At 68.2% G+C, this 23,562-nt stretch carries 22 protein-coding genes; 9 read left to right on the top strand and 13 right to left on the bottom strand.

Annotated features, from left to right (window positions below; genetic code table 11):
* Nucleotides 1-39 precede the first annotated feature (39 nt).
* The 4 genes from ACQPYS_RS02880 to ACQPYS_RS02865 all read right to left on the bottom strand — a co-directional run bounded on the left by ACQPYS_RS02880 (nucleotide 40) and on the right by ACQPYS_RS02865 (nucleotide 3,194).
* Nucleotides 40-282 (bottom strand): antitoxin, encoded by a 243-nt coding sequence (locus tag ACQPYS_RS02880; protein ID WP_063035532.1) that lies wholly within the window; start codon nucleotides 280-282, stop codon nucleotides 40-42.
* A gap of 34 nt (nucleotides 283-316) precedes the next feature.
* On the bottom strand, nucleotides 317-1,465 hold the full coding sequence (locus tag ACQPYS_RS02875; RefSeq protein ID WP_431941138.1) for an MBL fold metallo-hydrolase: 1,149 nt from the start codon (nucleotides 1,463-1,465) through the stop codon (nucleotides 317-319).
* On the bottom strand, nucleotides 1,462-2,187 hold the full coding sequence (locus ACQPYS_RS02870) for an enoyl-CoA hydratase (RefSeq protein ID WP_063035530.1): 726 nt from the start codon (nucleotides 2,185-2,187) through the stop codon (nucleotides 1,462-1,464). The genes ACQPYS_RS02875 and ACQPYS_RS02870 overlap by 4 nt, the downstream gene beginning before the upstream one ends.
* A 149-nt stretch (nucleotides 2,188-2,336) precedes the next feature.
* The gene (locus ACQPYS_RS02865) at nucleotides 2,337-3,194 is read right to left on the bottom strand and encodes an aldo/keto reductase (protein WP_063035529.1); all 858 of its coding nucleotides are present in this window, start codon (nucleotides 3,192-3,194) and stop codon (nucleotides 2,337-2,339) included.
* Between the two features lie 117 nt (nucleotides 3,195-3,311).
* On the opposite strand from ACQPYS_RS02865, the gene ACQPYS_RS02860 reads away from it, so the two are divergent.
* Together ACQPYS_RS02860 and ACQPYS_RS02855 are read left to right on the top strand one after the other, a co-directional pair.
* The gene (locus ACQPYS_RS02860) at nucleotides 3,312-3,590 is read left to right on the top strand and encodes a helix-turn-helix transcriptional regulator (RefSeq protein ID WP_084480478.1); all 279 of its coding nucleotides are present in this window, start codon (nucleotides 3,312-3,314) and stop codon (nucleotides 3,588-3,590) included.
* The gene (locus ACQPYS_RS02855) at nucleotides 3,587-4,132 is read left to right on the top strand and encodes a hypothetical protein (protein WP_433491614.1); all 546 of its coding nucleotides are present in this window, start codon (nucleotides 3,587-3,589) and stop codon (nucleotides 4,130-4,132) included. The genes ACQPYS_RS02860 and ACQPYS_RS02855 overlap by 4 nt, the downstream gene beginning before the upstream one ends.
* Before the next feature lie 40 nt (nucleotides 4,133-4,172).
* On the opposite strand, the gene ACQPYS_RS02850 is transcribed toward ACQPYS_RS02855, so the two are convergent.
* The 5 genes from ACQPYS_RS02850 to ACQPYS_RS02830 form a co-directional block, all read right to left on the bottom strand.
* On the bottom strand, nucleotides 4,173-5,723 hold the full coding sequence (locus ACQPYS_RS02850; RefSeq protein ID WP_433491613.1) for a carboxyl transferase domain-containing protein: 1,551 nt from the start codon (nucleotides 5,721-5,723) through the stop codon (nucleotides 4,173-4,175).
* Between the two features lie 73 nt (nucleotides 5,724-5,796).
* On the bottom strand, nucleotides 5,797-6,399 hold the full coding sequence (locus ACQPYS_RS02845) for a GTP-binding protein (protein ID WP_174372388.1): 603 nt from the start codon (nucleotides 6,397-6,399) through the stop codon (nucleotides 5,797-5,799).
* Nucleotides 6,380-6,754 (bottom strand): DUF742 domain-containing protein, encoded by a 375-nt coding sequence (locus ACQPYS_RS02840; protein ID WP_063035525.1) that lies wholly within the window; start codon nucleotides 6,752-6,754, stop codon nucleotides 6,380-6,382. Before ACQPYS_RS02840 ends, ACQPYS_RS02845 begins: the two co-directional genes overlap by 20 nt.
* A gap of 7 nt (nucleotides 6,755-6,761) precedes the next feature.
* On the bottom strand, nucleotides 6,762-7,175 hold the full coding sequence (locus tag ACQPYS_RS02835; protein ID WP_030522784.1) for a roadblock/LC7 domain-containing protein: 414 nt from the start codon (nucleotides 7,173-7,175) through the stop codon (nucleotides 6,762-6,764).
* Nucleotides 7,172-10,924 (bottom strand): ATP-binding protein, encoded by a 3,753-nt coding sequence (locus tag ACQPYS_RS02830; RefSeq protein ID WP_433491612.1) that lies wholly within the window; start codon nucleotides 10,922-10,924, stop codon nucleotides 7,172-7,174. Before ACQPYS_RS02830 ends, ACQPYS_RS02835 begins: the two co-directional genes overlap by 4 nt.
* A 389-nt stretch (nucleotides 10,925-11,313) precedes the next feature.
* Here ACQPYS_RS02830 and ACQPYS_RS02825 point away from each other — a divergent pair, with 389 nt between their 5' ends.
* The 4 genes from ACQPYS_RS02825 to ACQPYS_RS02810 all read left to right on the top strand — a co-directional run bounded on the left by ACQPYS_RS02825 (nucleotide 11,314) and on the right by ACQPYS_RS02810 (nucleotide 15,896).
* The gene (locus ACQPYS_RS02825) at nucleotides 11,314-13,260 is read left to right on the top strand and encodes an AMP-binding protein (RefSeq protein WP_433491611.1); all 1,947 of its coding nucleotides are present in this window, start codon (nucleotides 11,314-11,316) and stop codon (nucleotides 13,258-13,260) included.
* A gap of 93 nt (nucleotides 13,261-13,353) precedes the next feature.
* A complete protein-coding gene (locus ACQPYS_RS02820; protein ID WP_063035523.1) occupies nucleotides 13,354-13,752 on the top strand; it encodes a hemophore-related protein in 399 nt (132 codons plus the stop codon).
* A 57-nt stretch (nucleotides 13,753-13,809) separates the two neighbouring features.
* A complete protein-coding gene (locus ACQPYS_RS02815) occupies nucleotides 13,810-14,529 on the top strand; it encodes a response regulator transcription factor (protein ID WP_433491610.1) in 720 nt (239 codons plus the stop codon).
* Nucleotides 14,529-15,896: a sensor histidine kinase gene (locus tag ACQPYS_RS02810; RefSeq protein WP_433492956.1), complete on the top strand. Its 1,368-nt coding sequence runs from the start codon at nucleotides 14,529-14,531 to the stop codon at nucleotides 15,894-15,896. Before ACQPYS_RS02815 ends, ACQPYS_RS02810 begins: the two co-directional genes overlap by 1 nt.
* 98 nt (nucleotides 15,897-15,994) lie before the next feature.
* On the opposite strand, the gene ACQPYS_RS02805 is transcribed toward ACQPYS_RS02810, so the two are convergent.
* The 3 genes from ACQPYS_RS02805 to pdxH form a co-directional block, all read right to left on the bottom strand.
* Nucleotides 15,995-16,354, bottom strand: a complete 360-nt coding sequence (locus ACQPYS_RS02805; RefSeq protein WP_030522790.1) for an FKBP-type peptidyl-prolyl cis-trans isomerase — start codon at nucleotides 16,352-16,354, stop codon at nucleotides 15,995-15,997.
* Between the two features lie 28 nt (nucleotides 16,355-16,382).
* Nucleotides 16,383-17,681 carry a citrate synthase gene (locus tag ACQPYS_RS02800; RefSeq protein ID WP_084480474.1) on the bottom strand — a complete coding sequence of 433 codons (1,299 nt, stop codon included), beginning with the start codon at nucleotides 17,679-17,681 and terminating at the stop codon, nucleotides 16,383-16,385.
* A gap of 381 nt (nucleotides 17,682-18,062) precedes the next feature.
* Nucleotides 18,063-18,782 carry a pyridoxamine 5'-phosphate oxidase gene (pdxH, locus tag ACQPYS_RS02795; protein WP_063035521.1) on the bottom strand — a complete coding sequence of 240 codons (720 nt, stop codon included), beginning with the start codon at nucleotides 18,780-18,782 and terminating at the stop codon, nucleotides 18,063-18,065.
* A 60-nt stretch (nucleotides 18,783-18,842) separates the two neighbouring features.
* On the opposite strand from pdxH, the gene ACQPYS_RS02790 reads away from it, so the two are divergent.
* A complete protein-coding gene (locus tag ACQPYS_RS02790) occupies nucleotides 18,843-19,988 on the top strand; it encodes a citrate synthase 2 (protein WP_433491609.1) in 1,146 nt (381 codons plus the stop codon).
* Between the two features lie 13 nt (nucleotides 19,989-20,001).
* Here ACQPYS_RS02790 and ACQPYS_RS02785 read toward each other — a convergent pair whose 3' ends face one another.
* Nucleotides 20,002-20,613, bottom strand: coding sequence for a hypothetical protein (locus ACQPYS_RS02785; RefSeq protein WP_433491608.1), 612 nt, complete (start codon nucleotides 20,611-20,613; stop codon nucleotides 20,002-20,004).
* A gap of 165 nt (nucleotides 20,614-20,778) precedes the next feature.
* Between ACQPYS_RS02785 and serC the strand changes: the two genes are divergently transcribed.
* Both serC and sepH read left to right on the top strand, forming a co-directional pair.
* Complete coding sequence (serC, locus tag ACQPYS_RS02780; protein ID WP_433491607.1) at nucleotides 20,779-21,903, top strand: phosphoserine transaminase; 1,125 nt, start codon at nucleotides 20,779-20,781, stop codon at nucleotides 21,901-21,903.
* 223 nt (nucleotides 21,904-22,126) lie between these two features.
* Complete coding sequence (gene sepH / locus ACQPYS_RS02775; protein WP_431941127.1) at nucleotides 22,127-23,506, top strand: septation protein SepH; 1,380 nt, start codon at nucleotides 22,127-22,129, stop codon at nucleotides 23,504-23,506.
* The last annotated feature ends 56 nt before the right edge of the window (nucleotides 23,507-23,562 follow it).

Genomic DNA, 23,562 nt, shown 5'->3' with positions numbered 1-23,562 from the left:
TCCGCGGGCGGACAACCCCGCTCGGCGCCGTGCGGTACCTCACGGACGCGGTTCCGGGCCCGGTCCGCCGGGCCGGCCCGGGCCACCGTCCGGGTGTTCCGTCGGAACCACCTTGTGGGCGGCTTCCTTACCCTTCTGGATCTTGTCCGAGTACTTCCCCTTGGTCTTCTGGTCGAGGAAATCCCCGGCCTTGTCGACCGCCTGGTTGATCTTGTCCGAGTTCTTGGCAGCTGTCTCCTGCCCCTTGCCGACCAGGTTCTTCAGGTTTTCCATCAAGCTCATAGCCGATTCCTTCCCTGTCACTGTGCGGAAGTGTTCACTCCATATCTTCCCACCACCGGCGCTCCGGCGGGAGGTCACGCGGATCGAGCCGCTGCCCGGGCACCGGCACCGCGATCTCGGTATCCGCCGCCGCGGCCGCGTCCACCAGCCGGCGGACCGGTTCGGCCCAGGGATGGGGCGCGAGGTTGAACGTCGCCCAGTGGATCGGCACCAGAACGCCGTGCTCCGGTTCACCGAGGCACAGATCGGCGTGCGCGCGCACCGCCTCCTCCGGATTCATGTGGATATCGGCCCAGTGCGGGTCGTAGGCGCCGATCGGCAGCAGGGTCAGATCGAACGGACCCCACTGCGCGCCCGTGGCCGCGAACGCTTTGGTGAATCCCGTGTCCCCGCCGAAGTAGACGCGATGTTTCGGCCCGACGAGCGCCCAACCCGCCCAGAGGGTGGTGTTGCGGACCAGTCCGCGACCCGAGAAATGCCGGGCCTCGGCACAGACGATGGTGAGTTCGGGACGGTCGCCGTCGGCCGTGGACAGCGAATACGCGCAATTCCAGTCCAATTCGACGATCCGGGCCTCCGGCACGCCCCAGTGCCGCAGATGCGCACCGACCCCGATCGGCACCACGAAAACCGACTGCTGGGTGCGGACCAGCGTGGCGATGGTATCTGCGTCCAGGTGGTCGTAGTGATCGTGTGAGATGACCACCGCGTCCACCTGCGGCAACTCCTCCAGCGCGACCGGGACAGGATGGATGCGGGACGGACCGACCAGCCGGGAGGGCGAGACGCGCTCGCTCCACACCGGGTCGGTGAGCACCCGGTACCCGTCGATCTCGATCAGCGCGCTGGCATGCCCGTACCAGGTCACCGCGAGGTCTGCCGCCACGCCCGGATGCTCGGGCCGGGCCAGCGGCACCGCGTCCTTCGGCCGGCCCGCGCGCATACCGGTCACCATGGACAACAGGCCGGTCGGGTTCTCCCGCACGACGATCGGGGCCGCGGGTTCGGTGTTGTGGAATTGGCGGTCGCGATAACTGCGCGCGCCCGTGGCGGTGGGCGCGATGGCGGACACGGACGCGCCGAGCGCGGCCGGCAGTCCGTCCAGGGCTCGGGCCACCCAGCCGAAGACGGTCATTCCGGCCAGGCCGGCGGCCGCGGCGGCGGCCGTGCGGGCCCTCATCATTTGCCCACGAACTTGGCGGGACGCTTCTCCTGCCGGGCCTGCCTGCCCTCTTCCGCGTCCGAGCTGGACCATGCTGCCTCCAGCGCGGCCTGCTGTTCGCGGTTGGCCGGATCCCGGGTGCCGTCGTCGTTGAGTTCGAGTTTCAGGTGCCGCAGCGACAACGGCGCCAGCTCGGCAATGGTTTTCGCCCAGCCCTGGGCGTCGGCCACCGTGCCGAGCCGGTTCGCGAAACCGAAGGTGTAGGCGTCGGAGGCCGAGATCGGCTCGGCCCCGAGCAGTACCGTCCGGGCGGGGCCGCCGCCGACCAGCGTCACCAGCCGGCGGGTGGTCCAGCGGTCCACCGAGATGCCCAGTTTCGCCGCCGGTATGGCGATATAGGAGTCCTGGGCCATCACCCGAAGATCCGCCGCCATCGCCAATTGCACGCCCGCGCCCAGTGCCGGGCCGTTCAGCGCCGCGATCACCGGGACCGGCATGGACTCGACCTCATGCAGCATGTCCAGCAGGGCGTCGAGGAACTCGGTGGAGTACACACCGTCCAGATCCGCGCCCGCGCTGAACACCGAGCCGCTACCGGTGATCACGATCGCCCGGGAATCGAGGCGGGCATTGGACAGCGCCTCCCGCAGCCGGGTGACCAGATCCAGGTTCAGCGCGTTACGCCGTTCCTCGCGCTGTAGTTCGATGGTGACGACGTCGCCGTCACGGCTGACCCCGAGCATGTGTGTCCTTCCCCGCGGAACGAATACCGATACAACCGCCGATAACGAGGCGCTACTGCCCACTCTGCCACAGGAGCGTCACTCGTCCGGGGAAGTCGATACGGGTCATGGCCGCGCGGCCGTCGGCCGCGCGGCTACCGGCGTCGGGTTCAGTTCTCCAGGCCGAAAGCGAAGGTTTCCGGGTCGGCGCCGGTGCGCTTCCCGGAGTTCAGCGCGGAGATCGCCGCCACCTGATCGGCCGACAACTCGAACCCGAGAATGTCGAAGTTCTCCACGATCCGGGCCGGGGTCACCGATTTCGGGATCACCACATTGCCGAGTTGCAGATGCCAGCGAATGATCACCTGCGCCGGCGTGCGGTCGACCTCATCGGCGATCCGGGTGATCACCGGATCGTCGAGGACGGCGCCCTGGCCGAGCGGGCTCCACGCCTCCGTGGCGATGGCGTGCTCAGCGTGGTACTCGCGCAGTTCGGGCTGGGTCAGCCGGGGGTGCAACTCGATCTGGTTCACCGAGGGCGTTTCCCCGGTCTCGGCGATGAGCCGCTCCAGGTCGGGGATCCGGAAATTGGAGACCCCGATGGAACGGACCCGGCCGTCGGCCTTCAAACGCTGGAACGCGCGGAAGGTGTCCACGAAACGGTTCGCGGCGGGCACGGGCCAGTGGATGAGATACAGGTCGAGGTAGTCGAGCCCGAGCCGCTGCATGCTGGCGTCGAACGCCCGCAGCGCGGAGTCGTAGCCCTGGTCGGCGTTCCAGAGTTTCGTGGTGACGAAGACCTCGTCGCGGGGTAGGCCGAACTGCCGGATGGCACGCCCCGTGCCCTCTTCGTTCTCGTAGATCGCCGCGGTGTCGATACTGCGGTAACCCGCGTTCAGCGCGGCGGTGACAGTGTCGAACACCTGGTCGGCCGGCACCTGGAACACCCCGAAACCGAGCTGTGGGATCAAGCTCCCGTCGTTCAACACGATCGGAGGAACTACACCGGTCTCACGTCTAGTGGTCACCGCCTCGACGGTAGAAGCGCTTGGGCGGCAGGTCAACGAACGGCCGGCCCGTGTCCATCGACCACCCGACTACAGATCCACTTGACATATCGTTGTGTTTTTACAACACTTCATTGCGTGAGCCCAGTAAGGCGCGGGGAAACACTACCGATCTTCAACCGGATCGCAGTACTGCGGGCCGAACACCGCATGTCGCGTGCGGCCCTGGCCGACGCGGTGAACGTCAACCCCCAGACAATCGGCGCGCTCGAACGCGGCAACCACTACCCGAGCCTGGACCTCGCCCTGCGGATATGCGAGGTGTTCCGGCTGCCGGTGGAGGCGGTGTTCTCCCGAACCGAATTCACCCCCCTATCGGCCGAGGTGTACTCCCGCGAGAAAGGACAGCAGCCATGACCGCCACCGAACCGACCACCCTGCTCGACCGATACCAGGCCTACCGCGTACGGCGCTGGCTCGTCCGGGAGAAGCAGATCGCCGGGATGCTGCCGGGCTGGCGCACCACCCCGCGTCGCCGCGCCCTGGTGGTGCTGGTGATCGCCGCGCTCGCCGCGCTCTTCGTCACCGGCGTGCTCTGCGCGTTCGGGTTGGCGTGGGCCGCACTGTTCGCCGGACTCAGCGCCCTGGTCTTCCTGCCGTCCTGGACGATGCTGCGAATCGTCTCGCAGGCCCAGGACAACGCACCGGCCGAAACGCTGGACGAGATGGAGTTCGCCCAGCGTGAGAAGGCCCGGTCGTTCGGTCTGTCCGTCACCCAGGGCCTGACGGTGTTGCCGCTGATGTATCTCGTCTGGGGCGGGGCACTGTTCCCCGAAGCGGACGCCTTCCGCACCGCCTACGCCGGCGGGGTGATGGTCCTGGCGACCTTGCTCGCCGGCGGCTGCGCCCCCGCGATGATCCTGGCCTGGAATCGCTCCGAGCCCGAACCGGAGAACTGACCGCCGCTCGCGGCACAGGGGTTCCGGCCACTGTTTCCTCTCAGTCGGTACTCGGCTCCTTCGGCCGACCGGTCCCGCCGCGTCGGGGCGGGACCCCCAGCCGGCGGTAACGGCGCTGCCGGGTCGCCAGCCGTTCGGCGGGTGATTGCGCGTTCAGCCGGTCGAGTTCCGCGGCGATCGCCGCGACGGTGCGGCGCGCGAACTCGACCGGTTCGTCCGCGGCGTCGGGATACTCCGGCACGATACGGTCCACGATCCCGTCGGCCAGCAGATCAGCCGATCGGATACGTTGCGCCGCGGCCATTTCCGGTGCGTGCTCGGTATCGCGATGGACGATCGCGCTGGCCCCCTCCGGCGGAAGTGGTGCGAGCCAGCCGTGCCTGGCCGCCAGCACCCGGTCCGCCGGGAGCAGCGCGAGCGCGCCACCGCCGGTTCCCTGGCCGAGCAGTACCGAAACCGTCGGGGTGTCCAGCGTTACCAAATCGGCCAGGCAACGTGCGATTTCGGGCGCGAGACCCCGCTCTTCGGCCTCTTGGGACAGCGCGGCGCCGATCGTATCGATCACCAGCACCAGCGGTAGCCGCAGTTCGGCCGCCAGTTGCATACTGCGGCGCGCTTCCCGCAACGCCGCCGGGCCCATGGTGTGCTCGGGGTCCTGATGGGCCCGGTCGTGACCGAACACCACACACGGCCGGCCGTGGAACCGCGCGAGGGCCAGCACCACGGTACGATCCGCCTCCCCCTGCCCGGTGCCGCTGAGTGGGACCCGCTGGGTGGTGCGGCGGAGCAGTTCGCGCAGTCCCGGGCGATCCGGCCGACGGGAGGCGACAACCGAATCCCAGGCCCCGATCGCGGCCTCGGTCTCCGGGAACTCTTGCGCGACAGCCGGTTCCGTCTCGGTGGACGCCCGTGCCCGACCGCTGAGAACGCTCAGCGCACGAAAGGCGATACGTCGGAACACCGGCACCTCGACGACCCCGTCGATCACACCGTTGCGGTACAGGTTCTCCGCGGTTTGCACACCATCGGGAAACGGATGACCGTAGAGCGCCTCGTACACCCGCGGCCCGAGGAAACCGATGAGCGCGCCCGGTTCGGCGAAGGTGATGTGTCCCAGCGACCCCCAGGAGGCGAACACCCCGCCCATGGTGGGATTGCGCAGGTACACGACGTAGGGATGACCGGCCGATTTATGGGCGGCCACCGCCCCGGCGATCTTCACCATCTGTACGAAAGCGAGAGTGCCCTCCTGCATCCTGGTACCGCCGGAGGTCGGCGAGGCGACCAGCGGCAACCCCAGTTCGGTGGCACGTTCGACCGCAGTGACGATCCGCTCGGCCGCGGCGACCCCCACCGAACCGGCCAGGAACCCGAACTCGCACGCGATGACCGCGATACGGCGACCACGTAACAGTCCCTCGCCGGTGAGCACCGATTCGTCGGTTCCCGCCGCCGCGCTCGCTCGGGCGAGCGCGGACCGGTAGGCACCGGCCCGCGCCATGTCCAAGGGCGGGGAATCCCAGGTCACGAAGGAATCGGGATCCAACAGCGCCTCGAGTAGCTGCCGGGCGCCGATTCGCGACGACGTCATCCGAGCCGCCCCGGGGCGCTCGGCACCGCAACTGTCCACACCGGCACGCCGACCAGTATGCCGGGCAGCCGGATCAGTAGCCCCGGGTGACCTTCTGCAGCGCGTATTCGGTCAGCCGCACGAGCGCCTCCTTGGCCGGTTCCCGGCGGCGCGCATCGATCGGCATGATCGGCACGTCGGCCGGCACCGCCAGCGCCTGCCGGATGTCCTCGATCGGGTACTGCGGGGCGTCGTCGAACTGGTTGAGCGCCACGAGGAACGGCAGATTCCGCGCCTCGAAGTAGTCGACCGCCGCGAAACTGTCCTCCAGCCGCCGGGTGTCGATCAGCACGACCGCGCCGATCGCACCGCGGATGAGGTCATCCCACATGAACCAGAAACGGTACTGGCCCGGAGTGCCGAACAGGTACAGCACCAGATCCTCGGCCAGGCTGATCCGGCCGAAGTCCATTGCCACCGTGGTGGTGGATTTGCTCTCGATACCCGCGAGACTGTCGATCCCGGCGCTGGCATTGGTCACCAGAGCCTCGGTTCTCAACGGGACGATTTCCGAAACTGCCCCCACCAGCGTCGTTTTGCCCACGCCGAAACCGCCTGCGACCACGATCTTCGCCGAGGTCGGCTTGGTCTGGCGGGTATCGACCTGTGCCGTCGAATCATATACGCCGGAGTCCACTAAGAACCCTTTCGATCAGCTCGCGACGTTCATCGTCGCTGGAATCGTCTTTCAATGTCGCCGAAACGCGGACATGCCCGGCTTCGATCAGGTCCGCTACAAGTACACGCGCCACCCCGATCGGTATACCCAGTCGAGCCGCTAGTTCGGCGACCGACGGCGACTCCCTGCACAACTCGACTATCGAGTTTTCGATATTGCTCAGTTCGTACTGGCGTTCGAGCGAAATGGGATGGGACGCGACGAGAGCCTCGAGCGCCAACTCCACCTTCGGCCGGGTACGACCGGCGGTCAGCGAGTACGGGCGCACGAGACTGGGCTCGAAGCCTCCCACGCGGTGATCCTCTATGTCCATCCCACCATCAGGAACCCATCGTGACGCGTGGGGTGGCCTGAACTGTCTGGCCTACGCGTTCGACCAACAAAGCCATCTCGTAGCCGACCTGTCCGATATCGCAGGACGTATTGGTCAGGACCGCGAGATAGGACCCGTCGCCCACCGCCATGAGCAGCAGGTAGCCGTGCTCCATTTCGACGACGGACTGCAGAACCGTGCCGCCTTCGAACAGATTGGACACACCCACCGAGAGACTCGCCAGGCCGGCCGTGACCGCCGAGAGCTGCTCGGCCCGGTCGACCGGTAGTTGGGCGCTCGCCGCCATCAGCAGGCCGTCGGCCGAGACAAGAACGGCATGGGCTACGCCAGGAACCTCGCCTGCGAAGTTCGAAACCAGCCAATCCAACTGACGGTTCGTACCACCTAGTTCGGGGTTCATCGGTCTCCTTTGTCTCCGGTTAGGTTCATTGCTCTCATTGCGCGGCCATCCCGAACACCTTGCTGGTGCCGACTCAAACTAGACCGGATCGTCTCGGGATTGCGACTCGGCGTCCGTTCCTGGGCGCCGCTGACAGCGCCGGGTACCAACCGGACACCCGGATTACGCTGCGGCAGACCGGCCGCGGTGCGGGTCTCGGGCTCGGCTTCGCTGGCCCGCCTGGCCGCGGTCCAGCCCTCGTCACCCGGGGAGTCGAAGGACGCGACGGCCTGGGAACGATCGGCGTCCGAATCCGACAGCCATGCCGACATCATCTCCGCGAAGATGGGCGTCCCGCCCAGCACGCTGTCCGTCTCCTCGGCCGGCTGCAGCCGGGTCTGGAAGAAGGACGCCGTTTTCGCGGGATTGGACTTGTAACTGTGCCGTCCGGGTTCCCGCGCGGACGCCGGGCCCTCGGCGGGCTCGGTTGCCCGCGGCAGCGCGACACCCGGCGGGTTATCGAACCGCTCGGCGGTGTACCCGCCCGGTTCCCGGCGCGGCAGCGCGCCCGGCTCGGCGGGCGGGGCCTGCCGCCTCGGTGCCGCGGTCTCCCGCTGCGGCAGCGTGTTCGAACGCTCCCGGGCCGTGTGGCCGCTGTCGCCCGGCGCTCCGCGCTGCGGCAGACCGCCACCGGCGGCCGGCCGCTGGGGAAGCCCGTTGCCCGGTGCTTCCCGTCGCGGCGGCAACGCGCCCGGGCGCTGCGTCGGCAGTTCGCCGGAGCTCTCCCGGGCCGGCAACCCACCGGCCGCCGCCGGGTCACGCTGGGCCGGCAACTCGCCGGAGGTATCCCGGTGCGGCAGACCGTTGGCGGTATCCCGCTGCGGCAGACCCGACGCGGCGTCGCGCTGCGGCAGACCATTGGCGGTATCCCGCTGCGGCAGACCCGACGCGGCGTCGCGCTGCGGCAGACCATTGGCGGTACCCCGCTGTGGCAGGCCCGACGCGGTATCCCGCTGCGGCAGACCGTTGGCTCCGGGGTCGCGACGGGTGGGCAGTCCGTCCGATGCGGATTCGGCGGCGGGACGCGGTTCCGGTGCCCTCCGGGCCGCTCCGCCGGCAGCAGGCCCTCCGCGCTGCGGCAGCCCGGAGGCCCCGTTCTCGCGGGCCGGGGCACCGTTGGTGCCCGGATCCCGCTGCGGCAGACCGCCCGGGCGCTGATGGCCCGGCTGACGCGTGGGCAACGATCCGGCCGGACGCGGCGGCGCGGCGGCTTCCGAGGCAGCCTCGGTGGGACGCTCGTCGGCCGGGCGAGCGGGCGCGGCGTCCCGGTGGCTACCGGGCGCTCCGTTCGCGCCGGGCCGGCGCTGCGGCAACCCGCCCATTTCGGCCGGACCACCCGACTGCGGTGCGCCGGCGGTGCCGGGCTGCCGCTGCGGCAGCCCGCCGGGGCCGGTTTTGGTCTCCCGCGGCGGCGGACCGCCCGCGGTCGATTCGCCCTGGGTACGCGGCGGCAGAGTCGGTGTGGCGCCGCCGCCGCTCGGCCCCAGATTACGTTTGGGCAGGCTGGCCGCGGCGAGTTTGCCGCGCTGGGCGGTGCTGCCGGCGCTGGCCTCCCGCAGACTGGTGGTGCCCTCGCCCTCGCGTGTACCACCGGCCATCGCGTTGCCCGGCTGCCGCTGCGGCAGCCCGCCCGAGCCGAGCGGCGCGGGAGCGGCCGGACGCTCCGGCGGCTTGGGCCGTTCGACGGCCGGCAGCGGCCCGCTCATACCGGGGTCGACGGTCACCATCATGTTCCCGGCGGCCGTACGGCTGATGCCACGGGTCTGCATCGACGGTGCGCCCGGCGCGTTGCGCAGCGCGGCCGCGGCGGCCTCGTCGGGCGACTGTTCCGGCTTCTTCTTCGCGGCGTCGTTCGCGATGACGGCCTGCGGCCCGGAACCGGTAGCCAGTGGCAGGATCTGGGTCTCTCCGGCGACGATGAGGCTCATCGGGACGTGCACCGTGACGGTGACGCCCGGATCACGCGCGGTATCGAAGGTCGGCCGCAGCCGCACATTGAGGCCGTGCCGGTCGGCGAGCCGGCCCACGACGAACAGACCCATGTGGCGGGCGGTATCCGGCCCGGGTTCGGCGGTGCTCTCGAGCCGGCGGTTGATCTCGGCCATCTCGCTCGGCGGCATACCGATACCGCGGTCGGCGACCTCGATGAGCAGGCCCTGGTCGTGCGCCTGCGCAAAGGTGAACTTCACATCCGTCTCCGGTGGCGACGCGCGCAGGGCGTTGTCCAGGAGTTCGGCGAACAGGTGCGCCATATCGGAGGCGGCCGGTTCGATCAGCGCACCGCGCGGGGTGGCGCCGAGCTTGACCCGCTCGTAGTCCTCGACCTCGGAGATGGCGGCGCGCAGCACGTCGGCGATCTCGACGGGCGCGGATTTGGCGCGGCGCTGTTTGGTGCCGGCGAGAATCAGCAGGTTGTCGCCGTTACGGCGCATACGCGCGGCGAGATGGTCGAGCCGGAAGAGGTTCTCCAGCAGGCGCGGGTCCTTCTCGTCGTACTCCATCGCCTCGATGAGGCTGAGCTGGTGGTCGACGAGCGATTTGCTCCGGCGCGCCAGGGTTTCGAACATATCGTTGACCTGGGAACGCATCTGCGCCTGATCACTGGCCAGGCGCAACGCCTGACCGTGGATATCGTCGATCGCGCGCGCGAGCTGACCGATCTCCTCCTCGGACCGGATAGGCATCGGTTCGAGGGGCACTTCCTCCGGCGAGGCACCGGTACGGAGCTGGGCGACCTCGTCTGGCAGATCGCTTTCGGCGACCCGCAGGGCGGCCAGACGCAGCCGGTGCAGCGGCACGATCATCGACCGGGCCACGAACACCGCGAGCAGCAGGGCCGCCAGGATCGTCAACAGCACCACGATCGAGTAGATGACCGCGTCGGAGAGGGCCTTGTCGGCCATCTTCCGCACCCCGTCGTCGATCGAGGCTGTGGCCTCGGCGATCAGTTTGTCCGTCGTCCCGGTGCTGTCCAGCAACGACTGGCGGGCCTCGCCCAGTGGAAGCCGGCCGGCCTGCGCCTCGGGAGTTTCGAGCATCCCGGCCCGGTTGTCGATTCCTTGACGCAGGATCGCGATATCGGTGTTCTCGGCGCTGTAACGCTGACTCAGGATATTCAGCAGCGCGCGTTCGGTATTGGTCGCGGTGCGGTAGGCCTGCTCGCCGGATTCCTGGTTGCGCAGCAGTTCCGCCGCGGCCGTGATCTCACCGACCATGGTGGACCGCAGGTTCAGCGCGTCGACGAGCCGGAGTTTGGCCGGGTCGATCGAAGCGTCACCGATCTCCCCGAGAATGGCCTCCACGGCCCGGACTCCGGCGTTACGCGCTTTGTCGAGGACCTGCACCGCTTCGTCCGGAGGCAGATTCGACGGGGCCATACCGCCGGCGCGCACTCCCTTCGCCTGATCGATCATCTCCGTGAGCGCCTGATTCGCGGCCGGTAGATCGTCGAGTTCGACGAGCGCGGATTCGGCCGCGGCGATCGCCTGGTCCAGAGCGGTGAGGTTGTCCTCGGTGACCATCGACCGGCCCGGCGCGATGGCGATCACCTGAGAGCCCGCCGTGGCGGACGTGGCAGTACTGAGATCGATAACGGACGGAACGATACTGACGTTCTCGGAGGCCGAACCCAGCCGGTTCGCGTTGCTCCATTCCGCCGAAATCCTGGAGACACCGAGTCCGACCGCGACCGCCAACGGTACAGCCAGCACGGCCGTAACCTTCCAGCGAAGGTCCCAGTTACTCAGCGCCCAGCGCTTCGTGCCGGACCTAGCGGCGTCACGCATTCCCACTCACTTTCCAACCTGGCCCCAGCCATGCTCCATCAGCGGAACTCCACACTCGCATAGTGGCTCGACGGGTGGAGCTGCCCGTGGGTCGCGGCTGGCCGAGAAATTGCGTCTACGACGGACCGAATTTGTGTCATCAGATTCTAACGGATCAATAACTTCTTGGTGTACTCAGCCCGGGTTCACGCACATTGACCAGCCGGTTACAGGCATAAGCCATGGTCGCGACACCCGACGGGGGGTCGCGTGAAGTCTGCCACAATCGTGCTGATCTATCGAGGCGAGGATTGCTGCGAGGCTAGGGAGCACGGGTGCACGCGAGGAACGAGTATCGACCGGTCTATCAGACCAGCCTGGTCGATCCCGCCGAGTTCTGGACCCGCGCCGCCTCGGCCGTCGATTGGGATGTGCCTCCTGAACAGGCACTCGACGCCGATCGCCGCACTTCGCGGTGGTTTCCCGGCGCTCGGCTCAATACCTGCTACAACGCGCTCGACCGGCATATCGACGCCGGCCGGGCCGGCCAGGCGGCACTGATCTACGACTCGGCGATGACCGGCCGGACCCGTGTTTACAGCTATGGCGAACTCCGCGACGAAGTCGCGAAATTCGCCGGCGCCATGCGTGATCTCGGAGTGACCGCCGGTGACCGGGTCGTGATCTACCTGCCGATGATTCCCGAGGCCGTGGTCGCGATGCTGGCCTGTGCCCGGATCGGAGCCGTGCATTCGGTGGTGTTCGGTGGATTCGCCGCCCCCGAACTCGCCGCCCGGCTCGACGATGCCGAACCTGTCCTGATCGTGACAGCGTCAGGGGGGCTGGAACCGAACCGGGCCATCGCCTATCCGCCCATTGTCGACGAGGCTCTCGAACTGGCCGGCACCACCGCGCCGCGGACCGTACTGGTTAAACAGCGCGCGGAATTCCCGGCACATAATCACGACGGCAATCCGGTCCTCGACGGAGCCGTGCGGTGGCTGGACTGGGACGCCGTGGTCCGCGATGCCGACCCCGCCGCGCCGGTTTCCGTCGCGGCGACCGACCCGCTGTACGTGCTGTACACCTCCGGAACCACCGGCAGGCCGAAGGGCGTGGTCCGCGACAACGGTGGCCACGCCGTGGCCCTGACCTGGTCTATGCGCAATATCTATAATGTCGGCCCGGGGCAGGTCATGTGGGCCGCCTCCGATGTGGGCTGGGTGGTCGGCCACTCCTACATCGTCTACGCGCCGCTGCTGGCCGGCGCCACCACGCTGCTCTACGAGGGCAAACCGGTGGGCACCCCGGATGCCGGCGCCTTCTGGCGGGTGGTGGCCGAACACCGGGTGCATACGCTGTTCACCGCACCAACCGCCCTGCGGGCCATCCGCCGCGCCGACCCCACCGCCGCCTTCGCCCGCGAATACGACCTCGGCTCGCTACGTTCTCTGTTCTGCGCGGGTGAACGGCTCGATCCGGCGACCTATCGGTGGGCCGCGGACACACTGCTCGCCGACCGCGCGGACTGCCCAGTGGTCGACCACTGGTGGCAGACCGAAACCGGTTGGCCTATCTGCGCCAATCCGCTCGGGCTGCAGCGGCTGCCGATCAAACCGGGCTCGGCCTCGGTACCGGTGCCCGGCTACCGGCTGCGGGTGTTGGACTCCTCCGGCAACCCCGTGGCCGCGGGCGCCGAAGGCAATATCGTCATCGGCCTGCCGCTCCCCCCGGGCGCGCTCACCGGCCTGTGGCACGACAACGAGCGCTACCAGCGGTCCTACCTTTCGGCATATCCCGGGCATTTCCTCACCGGTGATTCCGGCTATTTCGACGAAGACGGCTACCTGTTCGTCCTCGGCCGCAGTGACGATGTGATCAATATGGCCGGACACCGCCTTTCTGCGGGCAGTATCGAAGCGGCGGTCGCCGGACACGACGCCGTCGCCGAATGCGCGGTGATCGGGCTGCCCGACGAACTCAAAGGACAACGCCCCATCGCTTATGTCGTCCTCAAAGCCGACGCCGTCATCGACCCCGAAACGTTGCGCGACGAATTGAGCGAACGCGTCCGCAAACAGATAGGGCCGGTCGCCGGCCTGTATGACGCCGTCGTGGTACCCGCCCTGCCGAAAACCCGCTCCGGCAAGATCCTGCGCAAAACGATCCGCCAGATGACAGCGGGCGAAAACTACGAAATACCCTCCACCATCGAAGATCCCGGTGTCCTGGACGAACTCGCCCGGATCGTGCGACCCGCACAAAACTCAAACTCCTCTTAAGAAGCTCTCAGAGGCCGGCCATGACGACACAATACGGTCTGAGTCAGTCCACGAGCCCCGGCTCGACACGACACGCTAGGAGGCAGTAACCCCATGGCACACACGACAACCCGGCTTCGCGGCGCATTCGGCCCGATCACCCTCACCCTGGGCGCCGCCGCCGCGGTTACCGCGTTCCTGAGCCCCGCGGTCGCCTCCGCGGCCCCGACGGATTTCGCCGAACCGCTGATCACCAGCGACTGCTCCTTCACCCAGATCGACGCCGCGCTCCACGACCAGGCTCCGGAACTGGCGTCGATGCTCGACAACAACCCCGATCTGAAGGCACAACTGCAGAGCAAGTTCGACCAGCCGGTCGAACAGCGCCGCGCGGAACTGCAGCAGTACATCGACGAGAACCCCGAAACGGCCCAGCAGGCCGAGAACGACCCCCGGACCGAACAACTCCGCACCACCCTCCAGGGCGTAGCCGACACCTGCCACAACTACTGAGCCGAGTTCGTTGCCGGCGGTGTCGTGACACCGCCGGCAACGAATTCATCCAGCACAATGGACGTTGTGACGGAGCGGATCAGCAATCCGGCGGTGCTCGTTGTCGACGACGACGAGGATGTTCTCGCGTCGGTGGAGCGAGGTCTGAGATTGTCCGGGTTCCGGGTGAGTATCGCCCGGGACGGGGCGGCCGCGCTGCGTGCGGTGTCCGAGGCGGCGCCGGACGCCGTCGTCCTCGATATGAACATGCCCGTGTTGGACGGGGCGGGGGTGGTGACGGCCCTGCGGGCAATGGGGAACGAGGTGCCGATCTGTGTGCTGAGCGCGCGCAGTTCGGTCGGTGACCGGATCGCGGGCCTGGAATCGGGCGCCGACGACTATCTGGTCAAACCCTTCGTCCTGGCGGAGCTGGTGGCGCGGATCAAGGCGCTGCTGCGGCGCACCGATACCGCCACCGCCGCTCCCGGAACTCCGGATATCGTCTCGGTCGGTCCGCTGCAGGTGGATACGGCGGGCTATCGAGCGATGCTGAACGGCCAGGAGATCGAGCTGACCAAACGTGAATTCGAACTGCTGTCGACCCTGGCGCGTAACGCCGGTGTGGTGCTGAGCCGGGAACGGTTGCTGGAACTGGTGTGGGGCTACGATTTCGCGGCCGATACGAATGTGGTGGACGTATTCGTCGGCTATCTCCGCCGCAAACTGGAGGCCGACGGGACCGCCCGGCTGCTGCACACCATTCGCGGCGTCGGGTTCGTGCTGCGAGAGACCAAGTGATCGGCCGCGCTTCCGGCCGAAGACGCCACCGATCGTATTCGCTGCGTACCCGGGTCGCCGGGGCGGCGGCGGCCGGGGCGGTGCTCATCGTAGCGGTCGTGAGCGCGATCGCGGTTCCCGCCATCGAGCACAACAACCTGCAGCAGACCGATCAGCAACTGCAGATCGCCTCGCGGCTGGTGCTGATCGAGCCGATGGTCGCCGTGGGGGTGGTGAACCTGCTGGGTCCCGACCGCGATATGGCGTTGACCGTCCGCGACGAGGGCCGGGTCCTCGCCTCCAGTTCCGTCGAGTTGCCGGATCTCGAGCCGGGCGCGAAGACGGTCACTGTGCACGACACCCCTTACCGGGTATTGACCACCACCGAGAATCAGCCGGCCGGCCGCTCGGTCTCGCTGGCCATTCCCGCGGCGGAGGCGGCCGAGATGACCGCCGAACAGCAGCGCTGGGTGCTTTTGGGAGGTCTGCTCGCGATCGCGGCCGCGGCCGGTCTCGGCTGGTTGTTCGGCGGGCGCGCGGTCCGGCCGATCGTGGTGCTCACCCGGCAGGTCGGCGCCCGCACCGGGTACGGCGACGCTACACCCGAACCCGTCGACAGTTCCGGCGTGCTGGAGGCCGAACAGCTGGCCGACGCGGTGAACACCATGCTGCGCCGGGTGGACCAAGCGCAGGCCGAAACGGCCGCCGCGCTGGAGACCGCCCGGGATTTCGCCGCGGTCTCGGCGCACGAACTACGTACCCCGCTGACCGCGATGCGCACCGACCTGGAGGTGCTGGCGACCCTCGATCTGGACGAATCCCAGCGCGTCGAGATCCTCGCCGATCTGCAGCGCAGCCAGGGGCGGGTGGAGACCACGCTGGCCGCGCTGGAACGCCTCGCCTCGGGCGATCTGACCTCCGAGCGCGACCATATCGATACCGATATCGCGGAGCTGCTGGATCAGGCCGCCCACGACGCCATGCGCCACTACCCCGGGTTGACCGTCCGGATAGACACCGACGCCGAACTCGTCACCCGCGGCCTGCCCGCGGGCCTACGTCTCGCGGTGGACAACGCGGTGAAGAACTCCGTCCGGCACGGCGGCGCCACCGAGGCCCTGCTGTCGGCCCATCGCGCCGATGACGACACCATCGTCATCTCGATCGACGACAACGGGCAGGGGCTGGCGCCCGAGGAACGCGACACCGTTTTCGCCCGCTTCACCCGTGGCAGCCGGGCCAGCAAGGGCGGATCCGGTCTGGGGCTGGCCCTGGTCGCCCAGCAGGCCCAGCTGCACGGTGGGCAAGCCTTTTTCGACGACGGCACCCTGGGCGGGGTCCGGTTGGTACTCGTCCTGCCGAACCGTGTGGTCCCGAGGCCGGCCTGACGCGGCGCCGAATACCCGGCGGCGGAAACCGCACTCGGCCCCGGAGCCGCAGCTCCGGGGCCGAGAAGTATTGCCGAGGATATCCCCCGCGTACGGACCTACTTGGCGTCCAGCAGGTCGATCACGAAGACCAGGGTCTTTCCGGACAGATGATGACCCCCACCGGCCCGGCCGTAGGCCAGTTCCGGCGGGATGGTGAGTTGACGGCGACCGCCGACCTTCATGCCCGGAATTCCGTCCTGCCAGCCCTGGATCAGACCACGCAGCGGGAAGGTGATCGATTCGCCGCGGTTCCACGACGAATCGAATTCCTCGCCGGTATCGAATTCCACGCCGACGTAGTGCACTTCGACGGTGCCGCCGGGCACAGCTTCCGGGCCTTCGCCGACGGTGATGTCCTTGATGACCAGTTCGGTGGGCGGGGGGCCCGCCTGAAATTCGATCTCCGGTTTGCTCATACCTTGAATCCCCTTCGATTCAATCGCTTCAGCGGTTGGTGATTTCGGTGTAGTCCCGTGCACCATAGCCGGTGTAGATCTGCCGCGGACGGCCGATCTTGATGGCTTCGCTGTGCATTTCCCGCCAGTGCGCGATCCAGCCCGGAAGCCGGCCCATGGCGAACAGCACGGTGAACATGCGGGTCGGGAAGCCCATGGCCTTGTAGATGACGCCGGTGTAGAAATCGACGTTCGGGTAGAGTTTGCGTTCGACGAAGTAATCGTCGGTCAGCGCGGCCTCTTCGAGGGCCTGGGCGATATCGAACAGCGGATCGCTGCCGAGCTTGCTCAGGATGGTGTCGGCGTGCTTCTTGGCGATCGTGGCGCGCGGGTCGTAGTTGCGGTAGACCCGGTGCCCGAAGCCCATCAGCTTCACACCGTCTTCCTTGTCCTTGACCTTGCGGATGAATTCCTTGACGTCACCACCGGCGGCGAGGATACCGTCCAGCATTTCCAGCACCGCCTGGTTGGCGCCGCCGTGCAGCGGACCCCACAGCGCGTTGATACCGCCGGATACGGAGGTGAACAGGTTGGCGTCGGAGGAGCCGACCAGCCGGACCGTGGAGGTCGAACAGTTCTGCTCGTGGTCGGCGTGCAGGATGAGCAGCATGTCCAGGGCGGCGGCGATCTCCGGGTCGACCTGGTAGGGCTCGGCCGGGAAACCGAAGGTCATCCGCAGGAAGTTCTCCACCAGCGACAGCGAGTTGTCGGGGTAGAGGAACGGCTGGCCCACCGACTTCTTGTACGAGTACGCGGCGATGGTGGGCAGTTTGGCCAGCAGCCGAATGGTGGACAGTTCGACCTGTTCGGGATCGCGGGGGTCCAGCGAGTCCTGGTAGTAGGCCGAGAGCGCGTTGACCGCCGAGGAGAGGACGGGCATCGGGTGCGCGTTACGGGGGAAGCCGTCGAAGAAGCGCTTCAGATCTTCGTGCAGCAGGGTGTGCCGGCGGATCTTGTCGGTGAAATCCTCGAGCTGATCCTGGGTGGGTAGTTCGCCGTAGATCAGCAGATAGCTGACCTCGATGAAAGTCGAATTGTCCGCGAGCTGCTCGATCGGGTAACCGCGGTAGCGCAGAATGCCCTGTTCACCATCGATATAGGTGATGGCCGATTTGGTCGACGCGGTGTTGACGAAACCCGGGTCATAGGTTGTATATCCCGTACTCGCCAGCAGCTTGCCGAGGTCGATACCGTCGTTTCCTTCGGAAGCCTCGGCGATCGTCATCGGGTATTCGCCACCGGGGTAGGTGAGAACCGGTTTGGCGTCATTTATGTGATTCTCCGGCACGGAAGGTTCCCTCTCAGGCTCAAGACCGTCGGCATCGCATGCGGTCGGCACACGGTGCGTTATCGGTAGACGCTAGTCCTTGCTCTGGTGGGACCGGCGGGGAGGGTACCCGCGCGCCGATCTCACAATCGGCCCGCACGGGCGTGGGATTCAGCGGTTCACCTGCCGGTCGGTATGGCTGTGACCGGGGAAAATACCCCTGATAACCGATCTCGGCCGGTTGTGGACAGCGCCCGTGCCACATCCACGGAAACTGCCGTTCGCCACCGCCCACAGAACGTACCCACAAGTCTGTCGATGAAACCGTGCGAAACATCACCGGAGGGGGCGTAACGGGCCTGAACACGGCCGTGCGACCGAATAACCGGCCGGTTCGCGCCGTCACGGTTGGAGCCGCCGCACCGACATACCGGCGTCGTCGATCCGGACCACGATCCGGTTGTGCAATCGCCCGCGCTGACCCTGCCAGAACTCCACCTCGTCGGGATTCAGCAGATAACCGCCCCAGCGCGGCGGTACGGGTACCTCCGCGACCGCGGCGAAACGCCGTGCGGTCCGTGCCAGCTGTTCATCGAGTTCCGCGCGAGAACCGATGGGTTCGGACTGATGCGAGGCCCACGCGCCGAGCTGGGATTCCCGCGGCCGCGACCGCCAGTACCGTTCGGTCACCTCGGCGGGAACCCGGTCCACCCGGCCGCGGACGTGGGCCTGCCGGGCCAGTTGCGGCCACAGGAAAGTCGCCGAGGCGTACGGCGTCGCCGCGAGCTGGGCGCCCTTGGCGGAATCGTAGTTCGTATAGAAGGTGACGCCCTCCGGTGACAGGCCCTTGCAGAGCACCGTGCGCGTCACCGGCCGGGCATCGGCCCCCGACCCGGTGAGCGTCCCGAGCACCATGGCATTGGGCTCGGCGATCCCGGCGACGGTCGCCTGTTCTATCCACAACCGCAGAAGCGGCTCCCAGCCGCCGGCCACCGACAGTTCGTCCAATTCCGTGTCGTGCACACCCAGCAACAGTTCCGAGTTACGCGAACCGGAATGGGCCGCACCGTATTCGGCGCGCATCGCGCCGAGATCGGCACCCGTCTCCTCCACATCGGCCATGGGCCAGACGTTACTCCCGGGTAGCTCGGCGCTAGAGTTCTGTTGAGAGGAGAGTCGCGTATGACCACCAATTCCGCGGTATCGGGGTCCGGTGGGGTGCCGGACGATTTCGTCAGCGGCCTGGAGGGGGTGGTCGCGTTCACCACCGAGATCGCCGAACCGGACAAGGACGGGGGCGCGCTGCGCTACCGCGGCGTGGATATCGAGGACCTGGTCGGCAACCGGGTCACCTTCGGAGATGTCTGGGCTCTGCTGGTCGACGGCGAATTCGGGCACGGCCTCCCACCGGCCGAACCGTTCCCGCTGCCGGTACACACCGGTGACGTACGCGTCGACGTACAGGCCGGCCTGGCGATGCTCGCGCCCATCTGGGGCTATCGGCCGCTGCTGGATATCGACGACGCCACCGCCCGGGAGAACCTGGCCCGCGCCTCGGTCATGGCGCTGTCCTATGTGGCGCAATCGGCCCGCGGTATCTACCAGCCCGCGGTACCGCAGCGCCGCATCGATGAATGCACCACGGTCACCGACCGCTTCATGACCCGCTGGAAGGGCGACCCCGACCCACGTCATACCGAAGCCATCGACGCCTACTGGGTCTCGGCGGCCGAACACGGCATGAACGCCTCCACCTTCACCGCCCGGGTCATCGCCTCCACCGGCGCCGATGTGGCCGCCTCGCTCTCCGGAGCCATCGGCGCCATGTCCGGGCCGCTGCACGGCGGCGCCCCCGCCCGGGTCCTGCCCATGATCGAAGAGGTGGAACGCACGGGCGATGCCCGCGCGCTGGTCAAAGGGATCCTGGACCGCAAGGAGAAGCTGATGGGCTTCGGTCACCGGGTCTACCGGGCCCAGGATCCACGCGCCCGGGTCCTGCGCGATACCGCCGCCCGCCTGGCCGCGCCGCGCTACGAAGTGGCCGCCGCCCTCGAACAGGCGGCCCTGGCCGAACTCCGCGAACGCCGGCCCGACCGCGCCATCGAAACGAATGTCGAATTCTGGGCCGCGGTCATCCTCGACTTCGCCGAGGTCCCGGCGCATATGATGCCCGCCATGTTCACCTGTGGCCGGACCGCCGGCTGGTGCGCACACATCATGGAGCAGAAGAAGCTGGGCAAGCTGGTCCGCCCGGCCGCGATCTACACCGGCCCGGGCCCGCGGAAACCGCACGACGTCGCGGGATGGGGCGAGGTCCACACGGTGTAGGCCGCCCGGGCCGTTACCTCCGTTCGGGTTCCGCCTCCCAGTCGATGGCGACCGATTCCCCCGCGTCGACCGCGAAGAAGGCCGCTTCCAGTTTGGCGCCGAGGTCCAGGAGGCCGATGGCGGCCAGGGGAACCGACTGGACCACCCGGACGCGCCAGGGCCCGGGTTCGTCCCGGGCGCGTAATTCGAGGTCCAGGCGCAGGACCGGGTCGTCGCAGCCGCAATAGTCGGCATCCACCGCGGTCACCGCCAAGACCGTGGCCTCGGCGCGGCGACCCTCGGCGAGGATCTTGGTCAGGCCGGCCCGGCCGGGGTCGGTATCACCGGGGAGATACAGCACCATGCGGTCGCGGTCCTCGGGATCGACCCGGCAGCACACCAGGTCACCCGGTCGCATCCGGTCCAGTTCGGCGCCGGATACCCGCTGGCGTACCTGTGCCTCGTACGGCGGCAACCCGGGCAGCCGCACACGGACCCGGAAGGTGTAGCCGGGTTCGGTCCGGCGGGTGCGGGTCGCCAGCACGGTCGCCGAACCCGCCCTTCCGGTGGCCAGCAGATCCCGGCGATCGGGGCCGGTGGGGGCTTCGCCGCGACGCCGGAGGCGGCGTGGGAGCAGGTCGCGCAACCGGATGAGCGGCCCGGGTGAACCCGGGAGCTCACTCCGGCCGCGCGCCCGGCTGTCACCGGCTCCACCCCCGGCAGCGCCCCTTGACGACCGCATGCTCATACCCGTTCACGTTAGCCGGAGTGTGGTACGCGGCACAGCAACGGCGCGGCTACGCTGTTCGCCATGACCAGTGCGTTCCCGACCATCCCCGAAGACCTCAAGCCCGCCGACGGTCGTTTCGGCTGCGGGCCGTCCAAGGTTCGCCCGGAGCAGCTGCAGTCCCTGGTGGAGGTGGGTGCTTCGGTATTCGGCACCAGCCACCGGCAGAAACCGGTCAAAGATGTGGTGGCCCGGGTCCGCTCCGGATTACGGGACCTGTTCTCCCTCCCGGAGGGCTACGAGGTCGTCCTCGGTAACGGCGGCACCACCGCGTTCTGGGATGCCGCCGCGTTCGGCCTGGTCCGCGAGCGTTCCCTGCATCTCACCTACGGCGAGTTCAGCGCCAAGTTCGCCAGTGTCACCAAGAAGAACCCCTTCCTCGGCGACCCGATCGTCGTCTCCGCCGATCCGGGCAGCGCGCCGCAGCCGGTCGCCGATCCCGCCGCCGACCTGATCGGCTGGGCGCATAACGAGACCTCCACCGGTGTCTCCGTGCCGGTGCAGCGACCGGCGGGTTCGGAGAACGCGCTCGTCGCCATCGACGCCACCTCCGGCGCGGGCGGTCTGCCGGTGAACATCGCCGACGCCGACGTCTACTACTTCGCCCCGCAGAAATGTTTCGCCGCCGACGGTGGACTGTGGATCGCGCTCATGAGCCCGGCCGCGCTGGCGCGGGTGGCCGAAATCAAGGAATCGGGGCGCTGGACTCCGGATTTCCTCTCGCTGCCGATCGCTATCGAGAACAGCCTCAAGGACCAGACCTACAACACCCCGGCACTGGCGACCCTGCTGCTGTTCGCCAACCAGATCGATTGGCTCAATCGCAACGGCGGCCTGGACTGGGCGGTGAAACGCACCCTGGATTCTTCGTCGCGGCTGTACACATGGGCCGAGGCCAGTGAATTCGCCACTCCATTCGTCACCGATCCGGCGCACCGATCCCAGGTGGTGGGCACCATCGATTTCGCGGACTCGGTGGACGCCGCCGCGGTGGCCAAGACGCTGCGGGCCAACGGCATCGTCGACACCGAGCCGTACCGCAAATTGGGCCGCAACCAATTGCGCGTCGGGATGTTCCCGGCGATCGACCCCGAGGATGTCGGGCAGCTGACCCGCTGCATCGACTGGGTCGTGGAAAATCTCGGCTGAGACGAGATCACCTGCGGGTTCGGGCCCGTCGCGCGTGTCGCGCGGCGGGCCCGCCGACGTCTTGGGGAATCGAGTTGATACACAAGGGAATAGAGCAGATTAGCGGTAGATGACGGCCACAGGGTACATTTCGATGCCGCGTGTCTTGCCACACGAATCCCAGAAGTGCACTACTGTTCCAGAACGTGGGCGGTATCGCGAGCGACGCGATAAGGAGGTTACGGTGCGTGAACTTCGAGTGATCGGGGTGACGCCCGACTCCGCCCATATCGTGTGCGTCGACACCGAAAGTGGTCAGAAATTCCGGCTTCCCGCCGACGACAAACTTCGTGCCGCCGCCCGCGGCGACCTTGCCCGATTCGGCCAGATCGAGATCGAAATGGAAGCTACTATGCGTCCTCGCGATATCCAGGCTCGAATCCGTGCCGGCGCGTCGGTCGAGCAGGTGACACAGGAATCCGGTATGCCGGTGAGCCGGGTGGAGCGGTTCGCCTACCCGGTGCTGTTGGAGCGGGCCCGCGCGGCCGAGCTCGCACAGAAGGCGCATCCGATCCGACCCGACGGCCCGGCCGTGGAGATCCTGATCGATGTGGTGACAGCCGCTTTCACCGCGCGCGGACATACCCTCGACAATGCCGAATGGGATGCCTGGAAGGACGAGAAGGGCTTCTGGGTCGCCCAGTTGCAGTGGCAGAACGGCCGTTCGGAGATCGCCGCGCACTGGCGCTATCAGCCGGATGCGCACGGTGGCAGCGTTTCCCCACTCGACGATCCGGCCACCGATCTGATCGACCCGGATTTCGGTCGCGCGCTGCGTGGTCTCGCCTCGATCCTGCCGGTCGATGCCGAGCCGGCGGCCGCGGCCGAAGCGATGGCGGAGCCACGGCGTGAACCCGCCCGAGCCGCCGTCGACGACTACTACGAGCAGCGCGCCGTGGCCGCCGGCGGTACGACACCGCTGCCCGCCGCCGCGACCCCGCTCTCCCCCGGTGGCCCCCGCCCCGGCGGCACGGCGCTGCCCGCCGGCACCCCGGCGGCGAGTGCTCCCGCCGAGACCTACCGTCCCCCCGCGGATACCTACCGGCCCCCGGCCGAAACGTATCCGGTCCCCGCCGAACCGGCGCGCCCCGCGGTGCCGCGGCCCGCGCCCGCACCGCCCGCGGCACCCGCCCCGGCGGCCGAATCGCCGACCACTCCGGTCGAAACCGCCGCCCCCGAACTCGTTGCGCCGGAGCCCGAGCCGGCACCGGCTGCCGTCGTGCCCGAACCGGCTCCGTTGGCGGCCGCGCCCGCCCCCGTGGCGGCGCCGCAGCCCGCGCCGGTCGCCGCCGAACCGGCTCCCGCCCCGGAAGCCGGGACGGCCACGGCGGAAACCGCCGCGCCGGCCGTGGGAGAGACCGCGCCCGCGGAAGCCGATATGCCCGAGGCCCCCGCCGAGGAACCTGCCGCCGAAGCACCGGATCCCGCACCGGCCGAGGCGAAACCGGCGGCCGAGAAACCCTCCGCCAAAGCCACGAAGCCGGCGCCCCGGACCAAGCGCGGCAAGGCACCCATGCCGTCCTGGGAGGACGTACTGCTCGGCGTCCGCAGTTCGGGTCACTGACCGGCTACGGACCGGCGTGTTACCCCGCGCAACCGCCCGGATCATCCGTTTGCGCG

Source organism: Nocardia grenadensis (genome assembly GCF_050942415.1).
Lineage (GTDB): Bacteria > Actinomycetota > Actinomycetes > Mycobacteriales > Mycobacteriaceae > Nocardia > Nocardia grenadensis.
Note: the sequence above shows the minus strand (reverse complement) of the source record. Positions and strands in the feature narration are given on the sequence as shown.